Annotated in this window: 30 protein-coding genes; 28 read left to right on the top strand and 2 right to left on the bottom strand. The window is 42.4% G+C overall.

Features of this window, described 5'->3' with window-relative positions:
- Nucleotides 1-13: 13 nt before the first annotated feature.
- The 3 genes from FQ085_RS11665 to FQ085_RS18070 are packed head-to-tail and all read left to right on the top strand — an operon-like array spanning nt 14 to nt 684.
- Nucleotides 14-229, top strand: coding sequence for a hypothetical protein (locus FQ085_RS11665; protein ID WP_149456663.1), 216 nt, complete (start codon nt 14-16; stop codon nt 227-229).
- A gap of 34 nt (nt 230-263) precedes the next feature.
- On the top strand, nt 264-515 hold the full coding sequence (locus FQ085_RS11660; RefSeq protein ID WP_149456662.1) for a hypothetical protein: 252 nt from the start codon (nt 264-266) through the stop codon (nt 513-515).
- A gap of 1 nt (nt 516) precedes the next feature.
- Entirely contained in the window at nt 517-684 is a 168-nt protein-coding gene (locus FQ085_RS18070) for a hypothetical protein (RefSeq protein WP_188074743.1), read from the top strand.
- A gap of 261 nt (nt 685-945) precedes the next feature.
- Here FQ085_RS18070 and FQ085_RS18065 read toward each other — a convergent pair whose 3' ends face one another.
- A complete protein-coding gene (locus FQ085_RS18065; RefSeq protein WP_188074749.1) occupies nt 946-1,290 on the bottom strand; it encodes a hypothetical protein in 345 nt (114 codons plus the stop codon).
- Here FQ085_RS18065 and FQ085_RS11655 point away from each other — a divergent pair.
- From FQ085_RS11655 to FQ085_RS11555, 21 genes are all read left to right on the top strand, one after another.
- Entirely contained in the window at nt 1,269-1,520 is a 252-nt protein-coding gene (locus FQ085_RS11655) for a hypothetical protein (RefSeq protein WP_223145205.1), read from the top strand. The genes FQ085_RS18065 and FQ085_RS11655 overlap by 22 nt on opposite strands.
- A 91-nt stretch (nt 1,521-1,611) precedes the next feature.
- Nucleotides 1,612-2,208 carry a DUF4355 domain-containing protein gene (locus FQ085_RS11650; protein ID WP_149456660.1) on the top strand — a complete coding sequence of 199 codons (597 nt, stop codon included), beginning with the start codon at nt 1,612-1,614 and terminating at the stop codon, nt 2,206-2,208.
- A gap of 15 nt (nt 2,209-2,223) precedes the next feature.
- A complete protein-coding gene (locus tag FQ085_RS11645) occupies nt 2,224-2,532 on the top strand; it encodes a hypothetical protein (RefSeq protein WP_149456659.1) in 309 nt (102 codons plus the stop codon).
- Between the two features lie 30 nt (nt 2,533-2,562).
- Nucleotides 2,563-3,585 (top strand): major capsid protein, encoded by a 1,023-nt coding sequence (locus FQ085_RS11640; RefSeq protein ID WP_149456658.1) that lies wholly within the window; start codon nt 2,563-2,565, stop codon nt 3,583-3,585.
- Nucleotides 3,586-3,603: 18 nt separating this feature from the next.
- Nucleotides 3,604-3,936, top strand: coding sequence for a hypothetical protein (locus tag FQ085_RS11635; RefSeq protein ID WP_149456657.1), 333 nt, complete (start codon nt 3,604-3,606; stop codon nt 3,934-3,936).
- 9 nt (nt 3,937-3,945) lie between these two features.
- Nucleotides 3,946-4,302 carry a phage head-tail connector protein gene (locus FQ085_RS11630; protein WP_149456656.1) on the top strand — a complete coding sequence of 119 codons (357 nt, stop codon included), beginning with the start codon at nt 3,946-3,948 and terminating at the stop codon, nt 4,300-4,302.
- A complete protein-coding gene (locus tag FQ085_RS11625; protein WP_149456655.1) occupies nt 4,289-4,621 on the top strand; it encodes a phage head closure protein in 333 nt (110 codons plus the stop codon). Before FQ085_RS11630 ends, FQ085_RS11625 begins: the two co-directional genes overlap by 14 nt.
- A gap of 29 nt (nt 4,622-4,650) precedes the next feature.
- A complete protein-coding gene (locus FQ085_RS11620) occupies nt 4,651-5,043 on the top strand; it encodes an HK97-gp10 family putative phage morphogenesis protein (protein WP_149456744.1) in 393 nt (130 codons plus the stop codon).
- A complete protein-coding gene (locus tag FQ085_RS11615; protein WP_149456654.1) occupies nt 5,044-5,448 on the top strand; it encodes a DUF3168 domain-containing protein in 405 nt (134 codons plus the stop codon).
- Nucleotides 5,449-5,464: 16 nt separating this feature from the next.
- On the top strand, nt 5,465-5,989 hold the full coding sequence (locus tag FQ085_RS11610; protein ID WP_149456653.1) for a phage major tail protein, TP901-1 family: 525 nt from the start codon (nt 5,465-5,467) through the stop codon (nt 5,987-5,989).
- An 86-nt stretch (nt 5,990-6,075) separates the two neighbouring features.
- Nucleotides 6,076-6,525 (top strand): tail assembly chaperone, encoded by a 450-nt coding sequence (locus FQ085_RS11605; RefSeq protein WP_149456652.1) that lies wholly within the window; start codon nt 6,076-6,078, stop codon nt 6,523-6,525.
- Between the two features lie 14 nt (nt 6,526-6,539).
- Nucleotides 6,540-6,866, top strand: a complete 327-nt coding sequence (locus FQ085_RS11600; protein WP_149456651.1) for a hypothetical protein — start codon at nt 6,540-6,542, stop codon at nt 6,864-6,866.
- Between the two features lie 4 nt (nt 6,867-6,870).
- Nucleotides 6,871-11,556, top strand: a complete 4,686-nt coding sequence (locus FQ085_RS11595; RefSeq protein ID WP_149456650.1) for a phage tail protein — start codon at nt 6,871-6,873, stop codon at nt 11,554-11,556.
- Nucleotides 11,557-11,571: 15 nt separating this feature from the next.
- The gene (locus FQ085_RS11590) at nt 11,572-14,376 is read left to right on the top strand and encodes a fibronectin type III domain-containing protein (protein WP_149456649.1); all 2,805 of its coding nucleotides are present in this window, start codon (nt 11,572-11,574) and stop codon (nt 14,374-14,376) included.
- On the top strand, nt 14,376-15,488 hold the full coding sequence (locus FQ085_RS11585; RefSeq protein ID WP_149456648.1) for a hypothetical protein: 1,113 nt from the start codon (nt 14,376-14,378) through the stop codon (nt 15,486-15,488). Before FQ085_RS11590 ends, FQ085_RS11585 begins: the two co-directional genes overlap by 1 nt.
- A 13-nt stretch (nt 15,489-15,501) precedes the next feature.
- Nucleotides 15,502-15,729, top strand: coding sequence for a hypothetical protein (locus FQ085_RS11580; protein ID WP_262499790.1), 228 nt, complete (start codon nt 15,502-15,504; stop codon nt 15,727-15,729).
- Between the two features lie 11 nt (nt 15,730-15,740).
- Nucleotides 15,741-18,059, top strand: coding sequence for an SGNH/GDSL hydrolase family protein (locus FQ085_RS11575; protein ID WP_149456647.1), 2,319 nt, complete (start codon nt 15,741-15,743; stop codon nt 18,057-18,059).
- Nucleotides 18,060-18,163: 104 nt separating this feature from the next.
- On the top strand, nt 18,164-18,568 hold the full coding sequence (locus FQ085_RS11570) for a hypothetical protein (RefSeq protein WP_149456646.1): 405 nt from the start codon (nt 18,164-18,166) through the stop codon (nt 18,566-18,568).
- Nucleotides 18,558-18,935 (top strand): hypothetical protein, encoded by a 378-nt coding sequence (locus FQ085_RS11565; protein WP_149456645.1) that lies wholly within the window; start codon nt 18,558-18,560, stop codon nt 18,933-18,935. The genes FQ085_RS11570 and FQ085_RS11565 overlap by 11 nt, the downstream gene beginning before the upstream one ends.
- 13 nt (nt 18,936-18,948) lie before the next feature.
- Nucleotides 18,949-19,194 carry a phage holin gene (locus FQ085_RS11560; RefSeq protein ID WP_149456644.1) on the top strand — a complete coding sequence of 82 codons (246 nt, stop codon included), beginning with the start codon at nt 18,949-18,951 and terminating at the stop codon, nt 19,192-19,194.
- Between the two features lies 1 nt (nt 19,195).
- Nucleotides 19,196-20,257 (top strand): N-acetylmuramoyl-L-alanine amidase, encoded by a 1,062-nt coding sequence (locus FQ085_RS11555; protein ID WP_149456643.1) that lies wholly within the window; start codon nt 19,196-19,198, stop codon nt 20,255-20,257.
- A 555-nt stretch (nt 20,258-20,812) separates the two neighbouring features.
- Here the strand turns inward: FQ085_RS11555 and FQ085_RS11550 are convergent.
- Nucleotides 20,813-21,139, bottom strand: a complete 327-nt coding sequence (locus FQ085_RS11550) for a YuzD family protein (RefSeq protein WP_058385860.1) — start codon at nt 21,137-21,139, stop codon at nt 20,813-20,815.
- A gap of 82 nt (nt 21,140-21,221) precedes the next feature.
- Between FQ085_RS11550 and FQ085_RS11545 the strand changes: the two genes are divergently transcribed.
- From FQ085_RS11545 to FQ085_RS11530, 4 genes are all read left to right on the top strand, one after another.
- Nucleotides 21,222-21,458, top strand: a complete 237-nt coding sequence (locus FQ085_RS11545; RefSeq protein WP_008429467.1) for a NifU family protein — start codon at nt 21,222-21,224, stop codon at nt 21,456-21,458.
- 145 nt (nt 21,459-21,603) lie between these two features.
- Nucleotides 21,604-21,966, top strand: a complete 363-nt coding sequence (locus FQ085_RS11540) for a HesB/IscA family protein (RefSeq protein ID WP_058385859.1) — start codon at nt 21,604-21,606, stop codon at nt 21,964-21,966.
- A 175-nt stretch (nt 21,967-22,141) separates the two neighbouring features.
- Nucleotides 22,142-23,356, top strand: a complete 1,215-nt coding sequence (locus FQ085_RS11535; protein ID WP_058386933.1) for an NAD(P)/FAD-dependent oxidoreductase — start codon at nt 22,142-22,144, stop codon at nt 23,354-23,356.
- A 118-nt stretch (nt 23,357-23,474) separates the two neighbouring features.
- Nucleotides 23,475-23,975 carry an NUDIX domain-containing protein gene (locus tag FQ085_RS11530; RefSeq protein ID WP_149456642.1) on the top strand — a complete coding sequence of 167 codons (501 nt, stop codon included), beginning with the start codon at nt 23,475-23,477 and terminating at the stop codon, nt 23,973-23,975.
- Nucleotides 23,976-24,095: the final 120 nt, after the last annotated feature.

The raw sequence follows: 24,095 nt of genomic DNA, 5'->3' as shown, positions 1-24,095 counted from the left end.
GTGATGAAATTGCATGGGAAGAAGTAACGAAAACGAATTCAAACAACAGTATGAAAAATATAAGAATGAAGTCGAGCGTCTTTCGAGTGGTTTAGTCGAAACGAGTCTGGCTGACTTTGTGAAGATGTCGGCTTTTTACAGCACTACGGTTTTCCCAATTCTTGAAGAGAATACAAAACAAACGGATGAGCATATCAAAAGGATGTTTAAAATAATAAGTCGGCGTTGAGTGAATGGAACTAATCTATGGAAGGTGTGAGGAAATGGCTAAAGTTGAAATCAAGAAAAGAGATAATGTCTCTAACTCCAAAGGGACATCTGATGGCTTGACGTTTTTCGATTATCGAATATCGGTCGATGGAATTGAAATTGACAAGCTGACAGGCATTAACTTAAACATGGATGTTTCAGAAATAAACTCCTGTACTTTGAGTTTCATAGTCGATGATTTACAGGTTGATGCGGAATTTATTGCTACGTTGCAAGCCTGTATTGAAGAAAAGGAGTTGAAATAGCATGGCAACTCCAAAGGAAGAAAAGCTTTTGGCATCTATTGACGGCACATTGAAGGATATTTTGAAGGAATTGAAAAAGCAGAACAGAACACATGTCATCATTGATGGCGGTACATTCACTGAAAAGGATTTGGAAGAGCTGAAGAAAACTAAAGTAATGCCGCTATAGTCTGAGAGAGGCGTGAGGTTATGAACACTTGTTTTAATTGCCGTGATGGGTGTAAGAATGCAGCGACTACAGAATTTTGTCCGGAGTGTTTAGCGAACGGCGGTATTCATAAAAGTAAATTAAATAGAGAAAAATCGATAAGAAGATTGTTTTTACCCTCATGGTTATTCGCGATTGTCCTTGTATTCTCATATCAAATCGTCAAAGGTATTTTAACTGAAGCCTATATCCCTTGGACAGGGATGTTTTTCGCTTGGCTTGTCATATTAAGCTATCGAGTATGGAAATTGGAGAATAGAAATCGAAAGGGGTGATGGATTGTGTTTTCTGAATGTCAAATTCGAGAATGAGAGGTGGTCCATCATCTGCCTGCTCAGGCTTACGAGCAAATAGATTGGAGGGATTAGATGAAAACGTATGAAGAGTTGAAACAAGAAGCTCAATCAGTTCTTGAATCAGTCGGGATCTTGTTAAGCGTTCAAGTGTAGAGCCAGTCGGTTCGGAAGAATTACAAGCTGTTTCTTCACTTGCGGACTCATACGCTCGCTTGTATGAAGAAATCCAGAAGTAAGGGAGTGATTGAAGTGGGATTAACAAAAGAGGCATTGTTCCAAACCTTTGATAAAGCAAGAGAAACGGAATCGTCTTTCGTTTTTGTAACAGTCAACGCAGAGGGAACCGACGAAGTTATCGTTATTCCTCCAAAATCATTCGATGCGAAAGAACAATTCTATGACAAAGCTTATAACGATGAACTGGTCCACGTGATGAACAGCAAGGTTTTCATCCGTGGCGTGGCTTACGGCAAAGCAGAGGAACTTAATAACATCATTTAATCGCAGACTTTGAGCAGCAGTCTTTAAACAGGCTTATTTATTATGCGTTCTGTGGGCTTATGGCGTACGGAGGGCTAAGGAGGAAAAGGAAATGAAAATCAATTTAGAACAGTTTAAAACACTTGTAGAAGCTGGTGACAATTCGGCTCTTGAAAAGCATATTCACGACTCGCTTGAAAGAGGTGATCTAGTAGCGGCAGCGACAACGAATAAAGATGTGCTGAGTGAACTGGATTCGCTAAAGGATACACATCATAAAACGGCACTGGAAACGTGGAAAACAAATCAATTGCCAGGCTTAATCGAAGCCAAAGTTCGTGAGGCGAATCCAGCGAAATCCCCTGCAGAAATTGCTTTGGAAGACTTGCAGAAGAAATTCGATGACTCAGAAAAAGCACGTACTCGGGAAACGTTAAAGAACAAAGCTTTGTCAATAGCGGCAGAGAAGAAATTGCCCACGGATCTCCTGGACTTCTTTATTGCGGATGATGAAGATAGCACGAACGAAAATTTAGGCAAGCTCGAAGCTGCATATAACAAAGCAGTACAAGCTGCAGTCGAAGATACATTCAAAGCCAACGGGCGCGATCCAAAAGGTGGAACGCCGTCAGATACAAGTGTCGGTGCAACATTTGCCAAGAGCGCCAATAATCAAGGTAAACCAGCAGAAACAACATTATGGGATTAAGAGAGGAGCATTTTAATGTATTTTAAAAAAGAATCAGCATCACAAATTAACTTTTTAGCAAGTGCGAAGTTTATCGCATTCACAACTCAGGTGGGAGATGCAGGAGTCGCGGCGGATGCTAACGGACGTAAAATTGTACCAGCAGGCACTATCCTTCCGGCTAACGATGCAACAGCCAAAGGTATTCTCATGCACGATACAGATGTGACAGAAGGACCGCAACCTGGTTCATTGATCGTTGAAGGGTACGTGATTCCTGAACGGTTACCAGTCGCTCCTGCTGCATTAGCGATTCCTGAACTTAAAGAGATCAAATTCCGATAAAAATTACTCACAGAAAAGAGGAAAACATTCATGCCGAACGTATTAGATTTATTCAAACAGAAGGAAGTACTTAACTATCAACAAAACCGTGTATATGCACCATTCTTGGGCGATACTTTATTTCCATCACGGAAGTCGCAATCTCTAGAATTTGATCAAATTAAAGGTGCTGGCCGTACGCCGGTTGTCGCTTCTGTCCATGGCTTTGATACAGAATCAGAAATTGGTTCTCGTGAAGCGAGCAAAGTGGCACTTGAAGCAGCATTAATCAAACGCAAATTGCAATTGACAGAGAAGGATATTATCGCACTTGAAAGTCCACGTAATGCAGCGGAACAACAGTATTTGATGGGGAACGTATACAACGACATCGATGTATTGGTTCAAGGAGTTCTAGCTCGTGTCGAAGTAATGCGCATGGAAGTGTTGGCTAAAGGCACGGTCACTTTGAATGAAAACGGTCTGGATGCAACGATCGATTATCTGGTACCTGAAGAAAACAAAGAAGTACTAGCCGGTACCGACATGTGGACAGCGGCAGAATCTAATCCAATTGAGGACATCATTCGTTGGTCTAATTCAATGGAGGTTGCACCTACACGCATTTTGACTTCAAACACAATCGTTGGAACACTATTAACGCATCCGAAAGTAAAATCAGCTATTTTCGGTAACGATACAGGCCGCGTATTGACACTGGGAGATTTGAACAACTTTATGACTGGTGCTCAGCTTCCGCGAGTAGCAACTTATGATGCCAAATACCGTAAGCAAGCGAAGAACGGAACATACACGCAACATCGTTATTTCCCGAACAACTCTTTTGTTTTGTTCAATGACGGCGCTCTTGGTGAAACAATTTATGGCCCAACAGCAGAGGAAATCCGTTTGATGCGTGATCCATCCATCGAAACATCGAAAATCGGTAATGTCCTGGCGATGGTATACGAAGAGAATGTAGATCCAGTAAGCACGTGGACAAAGGCAGTAGCAACGGCTATTCCTTCATTCCCTGCAGCTGACGAAGTGTTCCAAGCGCAACCAATCGCTTAATCGAAGGAGGTAACTGAAATGATCGTCAAAGCCTTAAAGATTCCGGTCCGGTACCAGGGTGTAACTCATCCTGCCGGACAGGTTTTTGAAATGGAAGAAGCGCATTTTAATGGAAAAATAGTTATAGAAGTAACTGCGGAGGAGGAAGAAGGTATGGCAAAGTATGTTAAACAGCGTGAAACAATCGCACAGACTCCCACAGAAGAGGAAACAGATTACACGACATACAGTGAAACAGAATTGAAGAAGGTTAAAAATGACGACTTAAAAGGCTTTTTAGACAGCAGAGGCGTTGAGTATAAAACCGATGCCATCAAAGAGGATTACATTAACGCAATTCTCGGAAAGTAGGTGGAATGAATGCATATTGAGTTCATCCCTACGCAAAACGATGTAAATGAGATTAAAGGGATTATGGGCGTAGCGTTTGCGGATGATTCCAAAGACGAATACATCAAAACGATGCTGCCATTGTTGCTTGAAAGCGTGATGGCGTACACGAATAACACGTTTGGTATCACCACAGAAGGCACGTTGCGCATACCAGGTGGCGTTAAAATCTACTTAGCGAAGGCGATTGAGCGCAACACGCTTGCTACTGGCTTAAAGTCGCGCTCAATGGGTTCTGTATCCTATTCATACGACACAGAGGTGACAAGTGAGTTAAAAGGCTTGCTAACGCCTTATAAGAAGGTGAAGTTTCATGCTTCTCGCTGAATATCCGCACAACCTCACATTTCAACAACTTACTAAAGTATCGGACGGTGGCGGTGGCTTCACTCAACTGTGGACGGCAAAAGTAACGGTGCAAGGCTTCTTAGATACACCGTCAAGTCGTGAAGTATTCGAAGCGCAGCAGTTAAACAATCCACTGGATCGCAACTTATATTTTCCGTATCGAAACGATATTACCGCAGACATGCGTTGTGTGTACCAACATCATGGCATCACTGAAACGTATGAGTTAATCGGCAATCCACAGGATCAAGGCGGTCAACATGAAGTGATGCTTGTACCACTAAAGTTGGTGAAGTAATGGGGATAACTAAACGCGGTTGGCCCAAGATGGAACAATATTTAGAAGAGTATACGGATGATGTGAAAAAGCGCGCGAAGCAAATTGTTTTGGAGACTGCGCAAATCATTCAATCACAAGCAAAGGCGTTAGCACCTGTGGATGATGGGTCATTACGTGATTCGATTACGTTGCGGATTGAAAATGGTGGCTTGGGTGCGGTAATTCATGTGGGTGCTTTTTACGCCATCTACGTAAACTACGGAACAGGCATCTACGCAGAGGGTCCCGGTGGCAGTCGCGCCAAAAAGATTCCCTGGACGTATTGGAGTCCGAAATTGAATCGTTGGGTGACAACTTCTGGGATGCGCGCGCAAGAATTTTGGGAGCCAGCCGTAGAAATTGGACAGCGCCACTTCATCAGAGAAATGGGGCGTTTTTAAATGACACAAACGGCATTATGGGAATTGCAAAAAGCGGTGTACGCGGCTCTCTCTGTGGATAGCGAACTAACACAACTTGTAAGCGGTGTGTACGACGTTGTAGAGGAAGATTTAGTATTCCCTTATCTAACGATTGGCGCACCGTCAACGCTCAATATCGAGACGCGCAACACGTTTAGCGAGGAAGTTAGTTTAACCATCCACAGTTGGAGTGTCGCAGGCGGCAAAAAAGAAAGTTATGCACTACTGGACGCTATTCATCAAGCAATTGGTAAGGGAATCGCTATTGGCGGTTCTTTTTCTTTGCTCAAAATTAGCCGTCCACAGTTGCAGGTAATTGACGACGCAGATCCACGCATCAAGCATGGGTTAGCACGCTTCACATTCACAATCAAAAACAATTAAAGGGAGATGGACATTCATGAAACAAGGTAAAGACATCATATTTTTGGTTCAACTTGAAGATGCAGTATTAGGAAAAGACGGTTACCTAATTGGTAACCAAACGGATGGTTCTCATGCGCGAGAAAATGATGTAATCAGCGAAACAACAAAATTCGGACGCATTGTCGGCTACGGACAGAACAATGAATCTATTGAAATGACTGCTTATGGCGAAACGGATGATCCCGGTCAAGAAGCAATCATTACTGCAATCTGCGACAAGAAACAATTGAAGGTTTGGAAAGTTAATTTGAAACTGAATGCTTCTGGTTCTCACGATGCGTACTTTGCTTACACAATTGTAGAAAGCGTGGAGGAAAGTTATCCGCAAGACGGATTTGTTGAATTATCATCAACAATGCAGGTTATTGACCAATCACAAAAAGGGACAATCCCAGCATTGCCGCCAGAAGTTTTAGCTTTCGCGAAATACGGATTTGAAGCACCTGGCGAAACTACGGGCGCGTTCCCTGATCAAACAACAGCACCAGTAATTCCATAAGCATATCTAACTAATGAGAAGTGGGGTCATACCTACTTCTTTTTTTATTTGCATAAACTAATGAATTTCATAGGAGGAATAGGAAAATGACAATTTTAAACGTAAACGGTAAAGGATTTAAGGGCAAAGGTTCATTTGCATTTGACAGATTGGCGAATAAAAAATACGACGAAGTGAACGCAAACGGGCAAAAACTAGGCGGCTTTATGAATATTTATATGGGATTGCTAGGGAAAAGCACACAAAGCTTATCCATGTTTTGGGATTGCGCAGTTGAGCATCACGAAAAAGACAGACCGTCGCTTGCTGCTATTGAAAACGCATTAGAAGAGCGCATTGATAACGGAGAAACGGAGCAACTATTCAAAGACGCTTTCCACATCTTGGACGAGTCGGGGTTTTACGCACAACCACGCAGAGACTTGTGGAAGGGGCTAGAAACAATGAAGGCTCACGGAAAAACAGCGGAAGAGAAGAAGGGCAACAAAGAAATGTTCGAACTGCTGACGAAGAACCGCGAGGAATTGAAAGCCTAAACTATGACAATTTGATGATTGACGCAGCGTATCACTTACAGGTATATGACGCGGACGTTATCTTTTCCTGGTCTCCTAGGGAATTCAAGAATTTTGTAAAAGGTGCGCAACTGCGAAGAATAGATGAATTTGAAATGTCGGCGGTGCAAGCGATGTTTGGCGCGAAAGCGAATAACGCGAAACGTTTGAAACTCAAAGACTTATACGATTCCGATAAAGCGCGCAAGGATTTGGAGGGGGGTAACAACGCGAAAGGTGAAACGCTGAATTTAGAACGATACAGAAAAGCGCAAGCCGCCATGAAGAGTTATCGCCCTCAACAATTAGAGAAAGGGGGATGAGTAAATGACAATAACGCCTAGATTTAACGCAACGATTGACGCGGATATCAGCAAGTTTATGCAGAAAGCCGCAACGGTCAACAAAACGATGCAGAAGATGGCTTCTGAGGTTATTGTGGATATCGGCGCGAACATTAGCGAATTCATGACGCAAGCACAACGTGTGCAATCCACAATGGCAGATATCAACAACGATAGTTCGACGGTTAATATCAACGCGAACACAACGGATTTACAAGCAGCCATTGCAGAAGCACGCGCACGACTGGCTGAATTGAACAGCGACACGACGATAAACATTAACGGTGATTCATCAAACTTCAACAACGCCGCGAATAGCGTAAACAGGCAAACCAATTCATTAAGCAGACGTGTTACAGAAGCGCGTATTAAGGCAGATATTGGTGGCTTTGAAAGTCGCATGGTTAAAGTGGCGCGAGCGTTAGCAGAAGCAGGTGAGACGGTTACGCCAGCCATTGAATTGGAAATAGGCGAGTTCTCACGTGACATCTTGCAGGTTCAAGATCGGATGCGCGAAATCGCACGAACGACAGCCGATCCACAAGTTGAAGCAGATATTGGCGGTTTCATGGCACAAATGGCGTTGGTGCAAGCGCAACTAGCAAACGTGACAGAAACACACGACATTGACATTCGAGCCGATACAGGTAATGTGACGGCTCGTTTAGCCCTATTAAGACTTCAACTACAATCATTTGCAGCACAAAACTTTGTGGTGCGTATGAAAGCTGTGTGGAACGACTACCAAGCGGTCATGGGGAAAATGGCGGCGTTCTCTCGCAACTTTGGTGAAATGGTCGGCATGACAGCTCGTGGCATTGGGATCTTCATCGCACCAGCCATTGTGCCTGTACTTGCTTCTGTGGTCGGCTTACTCGGTCAACTCGGTCCAATGCTTGGCGTTATCGCAGGTTCATCGTTTGCGCTACTTAGTTCATTTGGCGCGGCAGGGATAGGCGTTGCAGGATTTGCAGCGGTTGCGGTTCCATCCATCGGTAAAGTGGTGGAAACATCAAAAGAGTTGGAAAAGTTAGAGGAAAAACTAGCGAAAGCCGATACGTGGAAAGAACGCAATAAAATCATGCAGGAACAACAAGCGATTATGGACGGCATGTCAGACGCGCAGGTAAAAGCTGGTGAGTCGCTGAATACGTTCAAAGACAACTATTCGAAATTGGTTAAGAGCATGGAAACGCCTGTATTGGAAGTATTCTCGACAGGGTTAACGGCGATTACGGGCGTTTTAGATTTAGCGAAACCGATGATTGAAAACGTAACCGGATCAATTAAGAAAATGATAGATTCATTTAACGCCAATCTTGAAGCGGCAGACGTGAAAGACTTCTTCAATTTCCTGTCAACGTCAGCAGGTCCAGCACTCGAAGCAATAGGCGGTGCAGTCGGTAACTTCACGCAAGGCTTATTTAACATGATGGCTGCGTTTGGTCCGTTGTCCACAGAGACACAAAACAGCTTCTTGAAAATGTCCGAGTCGTTTAGAAGTTGGACAGACGGACTAAGTGAAAGTGAGAAGTTTAATCAATTTGTGGATTACGTCAGTACGAACATGCCGAAAATACGCTCAATTTTTAGTGATGCGATACAAGGCATGATTAATACGTTTGCTGCGTTTGGGCCATCGTCCGCGACAATGATGAGTGGCTTACAAGACATGATGGAACGTTTCAAAGCATGGTCAGCGGCGTTGGGCGAGAGTCAAGGGTTTAGAAGCTTCATTGATTACATTCAAACGAATGGACCTGTAGTAGTTTCCACAATTGGCGAGATTGTGACATTCATAACTAATTTAGGAATCGCAGCCGCGCCAATAGGGCAAGCATTACTTGGAATGGTCAATGGGATCCTTGCTTTTACAAATGGATTGATGGAGGCTCATCCGTGGCTTGGTAAAGTTGCTGTGGTAATGACTTCTTTGACAGGAATTTTCTTAGCTTCAATGCCTGTATTAGTTGGATTGAACGCATTGACCGACGGGTTCATAGCAACATTAATAAAAATGGGTGGACAAGCATTAATACAGGGCGCAAGAGTAGCAGCAGGTTGGTTAATTGCTATTGGTCCTATCGGTTGGGTAACAATCGCGGTTGCAGGACTCGCGGTATTGATTTATAAATACTGGGATGAAATTTCTGCCTTTACATCAAAAGCGTGGACAGCCGTATCAACAGCGATTTCCAACGCGGTAAACAACATCATGACATATATTCAAACAAATTTCCCTGCGATTTATCGTGTGATTCAGACGACGATGGATTCAGCTAAAACCATAATATCCACAGTGTGGAACGCAATCAAAGGTACATTCTCAAACGTTCTCGCTTACCTAAAAGCGCTCGTCAACGGTGACTTTAGCGGAATGAAAGACGCGGTATCAAGACAAATGGAATTAATGAAATCTACAATTTCAAAAATTTGGGACGCTGTGAAGTCTCACTTTAATAAAATTCTTCCTGAATTAAAGAATATTGCACAACGAAAATTCGCGGAAATGGGTGTCGCGGTCGCGCAGAAAATGTCGGAGATTAAAGAGAAGATCTCGGCAAAATGGGAAGAAGCAAAATCGGCTACTGTCTCAAAACTCGCTTCATTAGTATCGACTGCAATGACTAAATTCGCGGAGATGGTATCGAAAGTTGCCGCTAAGATGAGTGAAGTCAAAACAGCCATTGCGAATAAATGGGAGGAAGCGAAGTCAGCTACAGCGTCAAAATTAGCTTCCTTGCTATCGGCAGCGGGGACGATATTCTCTAACCTTGTTAGTAAAGTGCGTGAGAAAATGAGCGAAGCGGTTTCCACGTTAGGCGCAAAAGTCGCAGAAATGCCAGGCAAAGTGCTTTCTTATGTAGGTGCGATGGTTACGGCAGGTGGAAACTTGATACAAGGGTTAATTGACGGTGCGGTCGGCATGGCTTCTACTGCAATCAATTCGATTAAAACAATAGCAGGCGACATGGTTGACGCAGCATTGAGTTACTTCAAAATCAAATCACCTTCGCGCGTATTCATGGAAATCGGCGCATTCGTCGGTCAAGGTTTGGCGTTAGGCGTCAGCAACACAAAATCATTGAACGAAAAAGTCATGAATGAATTAGGCGCGGTTATGACGAACGCGGCTAAGGTGAATGCGGCTGCGATTAAAGCGATTGAGAAAACCGCAGCGAATGAACGTGCAGCCGAAAACAAAAAGCATGCAGCAACAATCAATAAAATCGAAAGTGATGCAGAAGATAGCGTGTACGCGATCAAAGCAAACGCAAAAGCGAAAAAACGAAAATTAACTACTTCTGAATCATTGCGAATCGAGAAAATCCACAAAGATTCAGCGTATAAGATTGAGAAGGAAGAAACGTCTCACAGTAAGAAACTTGAAACGATTAACAAAAACTCGAAAACGAAAATAAACGCACAAGAAGTGGCGGCTCAAAAAGAAAGCTTGGCGGCTATTCAAACATTTGTGGACAACAAAAACAAATTGGGTGAGTTGTCAGCGGTGCAAGAAGCCGAAATTTGGCGCAAAGCTTCGCAATCGTTTAAAGCAGGTACGCAAGAAAAGATTGACGCGCAAGCGAAGTATCAAGACAGCATGACGAAAATTAACGACAGTTTGACGAAGAGCAATGAAGAGTATCTAGGTAAAACAAAAGCGATTAACGACAGCATGATTGCCGAAGAGAAACGCCTAACAGACGCTTATCAAAAATCTGTGGATGATCGTGCGAAATCACTGTACAGCTTCACAGGGTTATTCGATGAAATGAAAACATCGTTTGTGGGTACGGGTGAATCGCTTATCAACAACTTGAAAGGGCAAGTGGATGGCTTTAAAGATTGGTCAGAAGATATTGCGGAGTTGTCGAAAAAAGGAATTGAAGAAGGGTTGCTTGAAGAATTGCGTGCGATGGGTCCGGCAGCATACGGAGAAATTGCAGCACTCAATTCATTATCAGCGGGTCAATTAGCGGAATACGAATCACTGTGGAAAGAGAAGACAGGACTGGCACGTTCACAAGCGCTCACGGAAACGGAAGGGTTGCGTGTAGATACAGAGAAACAAATTGACGAATTGAAAAAAGTTTCCAAGAAGCAACTTGAAGTGTTGCGCATCGACTGGATTAAAGAAATCCAAGAAATCACAGGCGGCACAAAGAAACAATTCAGTTCGTTAACGCAAATCGGTAAAGATTCTGTTACAGGATTAATGAACGGAATGAAGTCGATGAAGGGTCCGTTAATGGCAGAAGCGAAATCAATTGCTGATAGCGTCCAACAAACGATTAAATCAGCGTTACAGATCCACTCACCTTCTCGCGTGTTGGAAGCATTAGGGCAATTCGCAGGACAAGGGTTAGTAAACGGATTGTCTTCCACAGTTGGGCATGTCATCGCGGCTTCTCAACAATTAGCAGACGCAATTGCACCAAATGTTCAAATGGCAGGAATTGATATTCGTTCGGATATTGCAGATATGAAACAGCAGATTCGACAAGAGTTGGAAGTGAATATGAACGTGAGTCATAGCGGTTCTGTGGGTAGCAATACAGCAGCGAGTGGTGGCGATAACTATTACATCACTGTGGATGCCAAAAACGTGCGCGAATTTAACGACGTGGTTCGCTTATTCGACAAACAGAAGCTACGACAGAAATAGAAAGGAGGTCACACATTGCCGAAAACAAATTTTAAAGTGGGTGAAATGTTACAAAAGCGAACGCCTAACAGCAAAACGTGGATGAATTTCGATGGTTCGTATACCACAGAAGTTCATCTAACAGACGTTCATTTCACTGACGATCAAGGCAATCTTCATAACGTGAATACGGATTTATACGACGAAGCTGATTTTGACAAAATTGTTGATCCGGTAGCAGTTGAAGGATTCGAACGTTTTTTGCAAGCCAAACGCGAAGTAGAAGCGGCAAAAGAAAACGGGGTATTGAATCGCGCGCAACATAATTTCCAAGCCTTGCGCGTTCCGTTTGATGCGAAGATACCGCGAAACTTTCAGCACGGGTACACGATTGGCAAAGAAGAAAATTCGTTAACGTTTATACCAATCGGTGCTTCTCCATCCACAGGAGAGCAATCGCAAGCAGACCGTAGTGCGATTAAGTATCAAGATGTTTGGAATGATACAGACGTTCAAATCGAAATAAAGGCAGATGGAGTAAAAGAGACGCTTTTCCTGAAAACGGACAAAGCGCCTTTTTCTTTTTCTTTTGAAGTTGTAGGGGATGGCTTAACTGACGAACTAGTAGCAGGTACTTTGCGATTAATGCCAGCTTGGTTAGTGGATGCGGTTGGCACATATCGAGACGTGGAACAAAAAGTAACAGAACGAGGCGGCGTGGTATACCTAGAGTTAATTGCCCCCGTGGACGGCTTAGTTTATCCCATCGAAATAGATCCAACGGTAACAGTAACAGGGAGCGCGTCAGGTTGGCACACAGCGAGTTACAGTTCATTCGGCACAACTTCCGATGTATTAAGGCACGGGATGCTTGATGGGTATCGGGAATTCGGGTTTATCAAATTCAATAAATCCATTTTGCCGATGTTGGAAGGCGACATTATTAATAGCGCAACGCTCGACTTGACAATATTCCAAATAACTGGCGGTGAAATGGTTACATTGAATCGCATGACGGAAAATTGGGATGGGCCAAGTGATTTTCAAGGTGTGGGAAGTTCCAAAGTAAATTCCATCTCGACGACGTTTGAGCGGAAAAAGAGTACTGCTGGATTAGTTGCCGGAAATGTGATCAATTACGACATTACGCAGTTTTTGGATTGGTGGCATAATGGCGTTTATCCAAACTATGGATTGCGGATGTATTCGGAAAACTTTTTCACCTCGTATCAAGGGGTAACGGGCGGAACAGCTGCACCAAAACTAACCATCAACTACAACAGCAAGCCAACGAAACCGTCTCTATTTGTCCCAAATGGTGGCGAATCGTGGAATAGCACGCATACGGTATCATGGCAAGCATCAACCGATTTAGACGGCACAGCGCTTGTTTACGAGGTTCAGTTGTCCACAGATAATGGCACTACCTGGTCAACGATTGGCAGCAACATCAGTGGCACAAGTTACACATATGACTTTATTAGCAAAGCGGAAACAACTAATGCGCGTATTCGCGTAAGGGCTTATGACGGTGTGATTTACAGCGATTACGATACGTCAGATACGGTATTCATCATTCAACATGACCATGCACCTTATCCGCCTACGGATTTATCACCAGTTGGCATTGTGTTAGATCGAACGAAAACAATCAAACTTGAATGGACGCACAGCGACCAAAACCCGAACGATCCGCAGGCAAAAGCAGAAGTTCAGTGGCGTATGCAAGGCGCGCCTAGTTGGAGCACGATTGTAATAAATGGCGTTACGCAATACACGGACATTGCAGCGAATACGTTTTCGGTTGGTAAAGTCGAATGGCGTGTACGAACGACTGACCAAACCGCGCTAGTTGGCGCGTATACAAATCCAATGGTGTTTAGTACGTCAAACCCTACGGTGATACCCGTTATCTTGCAACCAGATTCCGTATTTAGTGGCGCGCGTCCTGTCATTCAATGGATGGCAAACGATCAAGTATCTTATCAATTGATTATTCTGGATGGTGCAGGTGCGACGATTTGGGACACGGGCGAAGTGATGGGGACTGCTAAGAGTCGAGAGTCGGGGGTAGGTCTAAAAAATGGCGCGAATTACACGATTAAGTTACGCGTGCGCGGTGCTGGCGGATTATACAGCGAGTATGTAATCAAAAACATTTCAATCAGCTACACGCCACCACCAATACCTGTGATTGTAACTGCAACTGTGGACAACGAACGCGGTTCATTAACGTTGAACATTAACAACCCAACACCAACAGGCACACAGCCAGCAATTGCGCGCAATAACATTTTACGAAAAAAGAAAAGCGAATCAATTTGGATGCGCATTGCTAATGACGTGCCGTCTAATGGAACATTTGTGGATTACACCGCAACAAGCGCAAATACGTATGAATACATTGTACAAGCTTGGGGTGGAAATGATGCGTTTACCAATAGCGAGATATTTGAGAATCGGTTAGCAATCGAACACGCTCAATTAGCATTGGTGAGCGATTACAGTGAGTTTGTGGTGTTGGAGTACAATCAATCTACTTCTCAATCAAAAGGTTACAATCGAGCGCTCACGACTTATGCAGGGCGCAAATTCCCGTTAGCTGAATTTACACAAGAAGAAACGCTAGGGTTATCCACAGATTACCTAATTAAGACGCATGAAGAAGTCGAAACACTTTATCGCTTGTTGGATAAAAAAGAAACGTTTTTGTATCGCGATCGCGAAGGACGACGCGCTTATGTGACGATTGGTGGGATATCCGAAAGTGAAATTGGATTTGGTGAGTTTTTCAGCGTGAGTTTCCAAATGGATAAAGTCTATGTAAGGGAGGAAGTTTGATGCAGTCTTTCACTCAATTCTCTCCACTTACACGACAAGAAATAACGGACGCGATCCACGGGGCTACGGGTAGTCGTGAATTGGCGTTTCGGTATGACTTGCTAGACAAGAATGACCAGAAGATACGGGAAATCACTTCCATTGTGGACGGACAAGTTGAAATGAACGCATTTGCAACGATTAAACGCACAGCAAAATTCACGATTAAAGACGATGGGAATATCAACTATTTAACGGATCGCATACAGCCATTTGCGCGTTTGAAGGTCAAAGGGGAATACATCGAGTTGCCACTTGGTGTATTTCTGTTATCTTCTCCCACAAAGGAAGACGAAAACGGCATTGTGTTTCGGGATGTTGACGCTTATGACGGGTTGTTGGTGTTGCGTGACGACAAGTTTGAGAATCGTTATTTCATCGCAGCTGGCACAAATTATCGGGATGCGGTGATTTCTATTTTGAATGGCGCGGGCATCACCAAACACAACATTGAACAGACAGATAAGACGTTGCCGAATGATAAAGAGTTTGAGCCGGGAAAAGAAAAGTTATATGCGATTAATGAGTTATTGGGCGCGATTAACTTTACGACGATTACACATGACGTGTACGGCTACTACACAAGTCAATATTACCGTAGCCCGTCAACATTAGCGGCAGAATACACGTATAAAGATGATGATTTAAGTATCTTGATACCTGGCATGAGTGAAGAAATGGACACGTTTAGTGTCGCAAATCGGTTTGTTGCGGTATTGAACGATCCAGAACGCGAGCCAATCACAGCCATCTTCACGAATGATTCAATAGATAGCCCGTTTTCCACAGTGAATCGAGGACGTGTCATTGTGGATTATCGAGAAGTTGAAGACATTGCCGATGAAGAAGCACTTGAAGCGTATATTCAGCGTATTGCGTTTAACGCTTCGCAGGTATACGGAAAATTGGAATTTGCGACAGCCATTAATCCGTTTCATGATTTAAGCGACGTGATACAAATCGAGTATTCGCCACTTGGCATTAATGAAAAGTATTCGGAAACGAGTTGGCGCATACCGTTACGCGCAGGCGCAGAAATGGAACACAGCTTTAGGCGTGTTGTGGATATTTGAAGGAGGTAAAAATGTGGAAATTGTTGAGCATGAAGATGTATTTAATCAAAAAAAAACGAATGCAGTTGAAGTGAAACTTGCGACAATTGCGCCTGGGTATGTGAGTGGTCGTCCACAGTTGATATTTAGTGGTGAAACAATTGCGACGCTTAAAACATATCCGCATATGGCGCACTACACACCTTCTTCAAATGATCGCGTGATGTTAATCAAAGGTGTCGTAATTGGAAAAATAGTATAGGGGGTCGGGTAATGGTAAATGTTAATTTTTTACCGAAAGGTCAAGTGAATAATCAAGTAGCGAACACAGTAAAAGTATTGTCTCCCTCTATCGTGAAACAAGGCGATACGGAAAACGACTTTCTGATTCAGTTGTTGAAAGCGGATGTGCCGATTGATTTAACAGGAAAAATTGTTACGTGGTCAGCGGCATCGAATAAAGGAAAGTTTGTCAGTGATCGCGCGGCAACTTCGCAAAGCAATGGGACGGTGGGTATCTCATTTGTGGAAGGCGATGCAGCAGCAACAGGAAGTTTGCGCATTGAATTTAAGGTAAAGCACGCAGATGGCGATATTGAAAAATTTCCGGCTAACAGCTTTGCTTATTTAGAAGTTACGCGTTCGCTTGACGATTTGGCGCACACACCGGTATTATTTGCGAGTGTGCAATATTTCGAATCGAAAGTAGCGGAATCAAACGTAAAAGCAACGCAAGCAGAAACTAAAGCAATTGAAGCGGAAGCGACAGCTAATGAGGTGCGTGACCAATTTGAACAAGTTGTGATAGAGGGCGATTCCTCTGTGGAAGCCGCAGCTGCACGCGTCGCAAAAGATAAAACATATGCAAACTTGAAGGCAAGATTGGACGCAGAACAGGCAACTCTTACCACACAGTTGGAAGAAAAAGTAGGTGGAACTCGTAAAGCCACAATGGACGATTTAGGACAAGACGTTAAAACAGCCATGACAGGTGGTAGCGTGGCTGTAGTGGGTACAGGTGCGGTTGGAACGGTTAACGTTCAAAGCAAAGCAATTACGCCTGAAAAAACAAATTTTCTCGAAAAGACAACAAACCTTTTTGATAAAACAGCCTTTGAAACTGGCTTTGTGCCGAATGGTTCTTATAATACAGGACAGGTGACAGACAAGGTAGTTAGTGCAACCCGTTCCATTTCTCCAATTTATGAAAATGTAGCAAGTAAAACGTTTTCAATCAACAGACCGTTTACCACAGCGACAGATATGACAATTGCCATTTATCGTGACACAGGGGTCTCGTTAGGTTCTGTTAACTATACCCTACAAGCGGACGGATCATATCGTTTCACAATTCCGAGTAACGCTTACTATATGCGTTTTGGTGTATACAATGAACTGTTGAACCAAGACTTTATGCTGGTCGAAGGAACAACATTGCCGACTGATTACTTACCTGCGGGGTACGTATTAAAACAAGGCGTGAAAATCTTAAAAACAGATTTATCTTTTGATGTTTACAGCGTTTCCAATAAAGTAAAATTAGCATTACCCGAAACGATGGACTTTATCGCAGGTAAAAAAGGCGAGATATTTGAATATGGGTTAGTTGATGCTGATATTCACGATAGCGAGTACATTGTTGGGTATGATGTGGACGCTTCAACCTTACAGCGTCATGGTCGAATTATTGTGGATAACACAGCCATATCAACTAAAACGGTACAAACCAAAAACATTATTTTGTATAACAAGCAGTACAGAAATGAAGAACGAAAAAGCGTGAAATTTAACATTGTGCCACCTGTAGCCAATCCGACAAGTGCAAAGAACATTTTGTTTGTGGGGGATAGTTTGGTAGGAAATAACAATCAAGCGTTCCCGAAAGAGTTTCAGCGTTTGTTACGTTCGACTGATACAGATGCGTATGGGTTAACCAATTTCAATTTAGTTGGTCGTGTTAACTTAAACGGTGTACGTTATGAAGGTACAGGCGGATACGGGTGGAATAATTACGTAGATAACCCGACAACGTTAAACCCGTCATATGGAAATAACTATTTTTGGGATAGTGCAATAGGTGACATTAACATTCAAAAATACATGACTGACAACTGTTCGGGTGTTTCACTGGATTATGTAGTAATTGAATTAGGATGGAATCATTACGTGAATGGGAGTAGCGGCTACAGTTCGGACATTACCGTTATTAAAGCAAAAGCAAAATACTTCATTGATAAGGTATTAGCAGCATACCCGAATTGCAAAATATTGCTTTGCGGAAATCAAAAAACCGCACCGTATATATACGAAATTTATGCACCTTATTGGGCATTAGCGAACAAGCACAATATTCAATTAGCAAAAACGTATGAAGCGTTAGCTAAAGAATATCCAGTAACCTCGGTTCGTTATGTTGATATTAAATCAAGGTTTGATAGTGAGCATAATATGCCATATGCAGAAGAACAAGTTAACTTTAAAAACGCAAAAACAGCAAAATATTGTACTGATTTTGTGCATCCCGATTTATCAGGATTTAACCAAATGGCATCCGTTGTCTTAGCATCTTTCTTCGCTATTCAGCAAGCATAAGGTCTATACTGCCCGGTAAACACACAATTTAAAATCACATCAAAGAGTGTCCAATCGGGCGCTCTTTTTTCTATGCAAAAAATGAAAATAAGGGGGATAGAGAGATGAGAAAGGAGTGGAAGGAAATAATGAAACGACAAGATTCGATGCCTTTAATTGAAGTAGGATTCTCCATACTTTCTATGTGCTTAGCCTTCGTCTTCTTCGGCAGCCCTGATTTATTCGATAGGTTACCAGGTACGTATGAATTCTTTAAAGCGATTGGACCAGAGTCAGTATGGGCGACCATCTTTTTGCTAGCGGCATTCACAAAATTATTAGGGCTGGCGACAAAGCAAATAAGAGTAAGAAAAGCCGGATTACTCGGATCTACGATAATTTACGGATTGATCGCTTCTGCATACTTTCTAGGAAGTGGATGGTTTAATATCGGATTCTTTACTTATGCCGTGCTGGCGTTTCTAGCATTGTTTGCTGTAAGGGAGGTTGGTTTAAAGAATGGGAAATGAGCCGCCCGTTGGATATGCCGTACTAGATTTGCGCATATCCGAAACAGAAAAAGATGTAAAAGAATTAGCCAAAGACTTCAAGGAACATATTCGAAAGAATGACGATGAACACAAAGAAATGAGACAAAATATTGCAGAATCGAGTCTTTCGGTGCGCGAGATTAAACTAATGCAAGCGCACAGTGTTTCTATTATCGAAAAGATGGAGAAATCGTACGAAAAAAACAGTAAAGAAATTAAAGAAGAATTAAAATCATTGCATGTTCGGAGTGACAAAGAAACAGGATGGCGTGCAATCATTATTGATATTTTAAAAGTGATGGCGTTAATTATCGGATTCATTGCCACTGGGAAATTCATATTATAGGAGGAATTTAAACATGACAAACTTACCAACCGATAATGGATCAATTATTAGAACGGTTATTTTAGGAATCGCATTACTGAATCAATTACTAGTAGGTGCAGGTTACTCGCCCCTGCCATTTGAAGACGCTCAAATTGAACTGATGCTGTCCACGACCTTTACTGTTGTTGCTGCTATTGTGGCGTGGTGGAAGAACAACAACTTAACGCGTAAGGCGAAGATGGCTGATAAATTAGCACGTGAGAAAGGGTTGAAGTAATATGGCAAAACTACTCATAGAGCCCGGACATGGCGCAAATACTTTTCCGCCATCCAAAGGAACGTATGCAAAAGGTGGCGTTTCCGGTATGGCTGAACACGATTTTAATGCAGCCGTTACCGATGAAGCAAACAGTCTACTCAAAGGAAAATTAACGACTTACAGCGCTCAACCATCTAAGGGGACTGACGTTTCTTTAGGTGCTCGAATCGCTAAGTATAACGCGCAGTACAAGGAAGATAAAACGACTATCGGCATGTCGAATCATGGCAACGCAGGAAACGAAAAGACGCGTGGTTTTGGTGTATTTTATTGGCATACTTCTGCAACAGCTAAAAAGTTGGCGCAAATGTTATTAGTTGAATACAAGCTAGAGTTTCCTGATATGCCGATTTGGGGGAATGGTTTATTCCCTTGTGTTCCCGGTACATGGACTGACTTCTACCTGGTACGCGAAACAGCAGCGCCATTCATATTGATCGAGTGGGAATTCTTCACGAATGACGCAGCACGAAAAACAATGCTATCCACAGATTATCGAAAGCGTTGCGGTAAAGTCGCAGCGAAAACAGCGTGCAAGTGGTACGGCATTAAGTTTGATGAATCGGGCGCATCGACTTCCACAGAAAGAGATTACCTTCTATTAAACGATACGGGCAGTAAAGTAAAATCGCTACAGTCGGATCTTGTGAAGGTGGGGTATAAATTAACTGTGGATGGCATATACGGAAAAGTGACAGAGGACGCGGTAAAGGCGTTCCAACGCGGCAGCAACCTATCAGCCGACGGTATCTGGGGGAAAGCCTCACAATCGGTCATGGACGCGTTACTCGCTAATGTGAATAAACCCAAACCAAAACCGGAAGCTGGAACATCGGATAAACCAAAGGAGGAAATCAAAGTGGAGTATAAAAAAGATGCGCAACCATCAGCAAGCTTGGCAAAGGAATTTCATGCAGCAGTGAAGAACGGACTGACAGACGGAACGTATCCGCAACGACCAGCAACGCGTGAAGAAGTAGCAGTCATGGTTAATCGCGCATATGAGAAAATAAAAAAGTAAGAGTTGAATAAGAGTTGAGTACTAAATAGTATTACTTCGATAAAAGCCCTCTGACTGCCTGGGAACAGTTGGAGGGCTTTTTTTATTTGTTTTCTTTTTGTCGTATAGATATACTAAGTTTATGGTTTTGCTGACTGGCGCGGAAACGTTGGTTCAGTTTGAAGATGCATATGCGAACATAGCACACGTCACTAGCTGACCACTCGATTGAGAGTAACTATGTAAAAAGTCCTCACCTTAACCGGTCGAGGGCTTTTTTTATTTTACAATGTCACTCGCACAAAAACTCGCACGTTAATTATTTACTCTTGTTTACCTTCGTTTAAAATACTTAGTGCATTACAATAGAAGGAACTTGGTTTTACTTTGTTTTTTTACTCCTATTTATCTACTCTTAAACTCGCACACTTACAAATGGCATAATGGCTAATTAAAAGCATGTTGACTGTAGGCAAACTTAACTCGTTCGAGTTGTCTACAGTTTTTTATGAAAGAGAGTAAATGGCTAAAGAAAAAGGGTCTGGAATATGTCTATTCCAAACCCTTTACTCATTTTTATTTACCTTCTGAAAAACCATGTTTTTCAAGTTCACGATAAACAGGTTTTAGTTGTACATAACCTTCTCCAACAACTTCACCTTCAACTAATACTAAAGGATAAAAGAATTCATCGTCCATGATGCGTTGTGCATAATCTTTTTGATGGTCTAGCTCAATTGGTTTCTCAATATCGATATAGGTAATTGAAAATGGCTGATCTTTGTATTTTCTTGAGATGGCGGCTTCTAGCCACTCATACGTATCAATTGACGAAGGTGCATTGACACAACTTGCGCAAATAACATCGGTTCCGTAGACTTCTATTGATAATTGTTTCTTCATAATTTGGACCCCCTGTGAATTCATTAGTGGCTTTTTCCTGCTAATCACATTATAATGATTATAATGAAAGGAGTCGATATAAATGACTGAAGCTTTGCTAGAAGATCAAGTAATGGAAGTCTTAGATAAATTACGTCCATTCCTTTTGCGTGACGGTGGAGACTGTGAACTTGTTGATATAGAGGATGGCATCGTAAAACTTCGTCTGCTCGGCGCATGCGGAAGCTGCCCAAGCTCGACCATTACATTAAAAGCAGGAATTGAACGCGCGTTAGTGGAAGAAGTTCCTGGAATTGTAGAAGTAGAACAAGTATTCTAATGCTAAGGGACCTTTTTAGGTCTCTTTTTCTATATAAATAAATGGAAGTAATTATTCTTAGTTCGATAGCATTTTAATTTAAGGTCAACGGCTTGAACAATGATAGAAATGATTGCTATGATAGAGTTAGAGGAAGGTGATCAGATTGACAGAAGTAGTAGAAATTACAGAAGCAGCCTCATTCCAAATTAAAGAAATGATGCGTCACAACGAAGAAGAAGGATCCTTTTTGCGTGTTGCTGTTAAAGGCGGCGGATGCAGCGGATTGACATATGGTATGGGGTTTGAAAAAACCAAAAGCGAAGCAGATGATCGGTATGAGCAATTTGGAATTCCCATTCTAATTGCTAAAGAAGACGCACCGATTTTACAAGGTACGGTAGTTGATTATAAACAGTCATTAATGGGTGGCGGATTCACAATAGAAAATCCCAATGCCATTGCATCATGTGGCTGTGGAACTTCCTTCCGAACAGCTAAAAAAGCAGGTACTCCAGAGAATTGTTAAAAGTCGGTGACAAACCGGCTTTTTATTATGGACACGTTTAGCATAAACGCATTATTCAGTTGAAATCAGAAGGGTTTAGGTCTAGTATAGAGGATAGGTGTTTATCGGGGCGTCAAGGCTAAAAGGCTTTGTCGATATTCGATTAAAAAATGACTTGAAGGTGGTTGCGATTGTGTTGAAAAGACCGTCAATATTAGTATTAGGAGCAGGTTACGGTGGATTGACTACTGTAGTAAACTTGCAAAAAGTTCTTGGCACAGATGCTGCGGACATTACATTAATCAACAAAAATGAATATCATTATGAAAGTACTTGGCTCCACGAAGCTGCTGCAGGAACTTTGCTTCCAGAACAAGTGCGTTACGATATCAAAGATGTTATTGATGGCGTGAAAGTGAAATTTGTACAAGCAACTGTTGAAGCAATTGATGTAGTAGGTAAAAAAGTTTCTACAGACAATGGTGAATTCACATATGATTACATTGTTATTGCGCTTGGCTTTGAAGGAGAGACTTTCGGAATTGAAGGTCTCGATAAATACGCATTATCTATTGCCAACGTAAAAGCTGCACGTTATATTCGTGAGCATATTGAATTCCAATTTGCTACATGGTCTGCAGAGCCTGTTAAAGATGATAGCCGTTTGACGATTATTGTCGGAGGAGCTGGATTTACAGGAATTGAATTCCTTGGTGAATTAGCGAACCGCGTACCTGAACTTTGTAAAGAGTTTGACGTGCCACGTGAAAAAGTGCGTGTTGTTTGTGTAGAAGCTGCACCAATGGTATTGCCTGGATTTGATCCAGAGCTTGTCAACTACGCAGTAGGTCATCTGGAGTCTAAAGGAATCGAATTCTCAATTGGTACACCTGTTGTAGAAGCGACTCCAGAAGGCGTTAAAATTAAAAAAGGCGATGACGAATTTGAATTCATCAAAGCTGGTACGGTCGTTTGGGCTGCAGGTGTCCGTGGTAACCGTTTGATCGAAGCCACTCCAATCGAAAACATGCGCGCTCGCGTTAAAGTCGATAAAGATTTGCGTGCTCCAGGATACGATGATGTTTTCATTATTGGTGACTGTGCATTAATGATCAACGAAGAAACGAATCGTCCATTCCCACCAACTGCACAGATTGCTATGCAACAAGGTGAAAGCGTAGCGAAAAACCTGAAAGCATTGATGAATGGTGAAACAACGATTGAATTTGTTCCAGATCTAAAAGGAACGGTTTGTTCACTTGGTGATGACGATGCAATTGGTGTTGTCTTCGGCAAAAAAGTAACAGGTAAAAGAGCGTCATTCATGAAAAAAATGATTGATAACCGCGCATTGTTCATGATTGGCGGACCTATGCTTGTTTTGAAAAAAGGTAAATTCAACGTTCTATAAGATAAACAGTTTAAGCTCCCTTAGCGGGGAGCTTTTTTTGTACCTTGATAGGGCTTATTGTGTTTTTAGATAGTCTGTATCACGGACTGGTCTAATGTAAGTGAAAAGGAGAATGGTCATGGCAACTAATAAACGAGGAAATGTTTGGCTAGGAGCGGCTGCACTTGTTGTAAATTCCGAAGGTCAGTGGCTAGTCGTGAAAAAAAGATATGGCGGACTGCACGGGAAGTGGTCGCTTCCAGCGGGATTTGTGGAGGGCACTGAAACGATTGACCAAACTGCCTTAAGAGAAGTTAAAGAAGAGACGGGCATTGAATGTGAAGTAGTCAGGATGATTGGTTTTCGTTCAGGCGTTATTCAAGGGAAAGTTAGTGACAACATGGCCATTTTTTTATTGAAAGCAAAAAATGAAAAACAGCCAATTCGTGCACAGTTAGCCGAATTGTATTCAGTAGATTGGTTAATGCCTGCAGAATTATCGAATGATGCAGAGGCTTCTGTGATGCTTAAAGAAATGGTTTCTTACGTACTAGAAGATGGGTTAGAACCAATTGAGAACGTAGATCCAGGTAAAGTATTTGGCTATTCGGACTACAAACTCTTTTTTAAAAAAGAGTAAATGCTTCAGGTAAATCGAGAAAATAATATTTTTTTCGGATGATAGCGGTTACATTTATTTTTAGCTTGCACTCTAATAGGCATCGTGCTATATTATCAGAATATTACAAACAAGAACAGA

The sequence above is a fragment of the Planococcus sp. ANT_H30 genome (assembly GCF_008369335.1).
Classification (GTDB): domain Bacteria; phylum Bacillota; class Bacilli; order Bacillales_A; family Planococcaceae; genus Planococcus; species Planococcus kocurii.
Note: the sequence above shows the minus strand (reverse complement) of the source record. Positions and strands in the feature narration are given on the sequence as shown.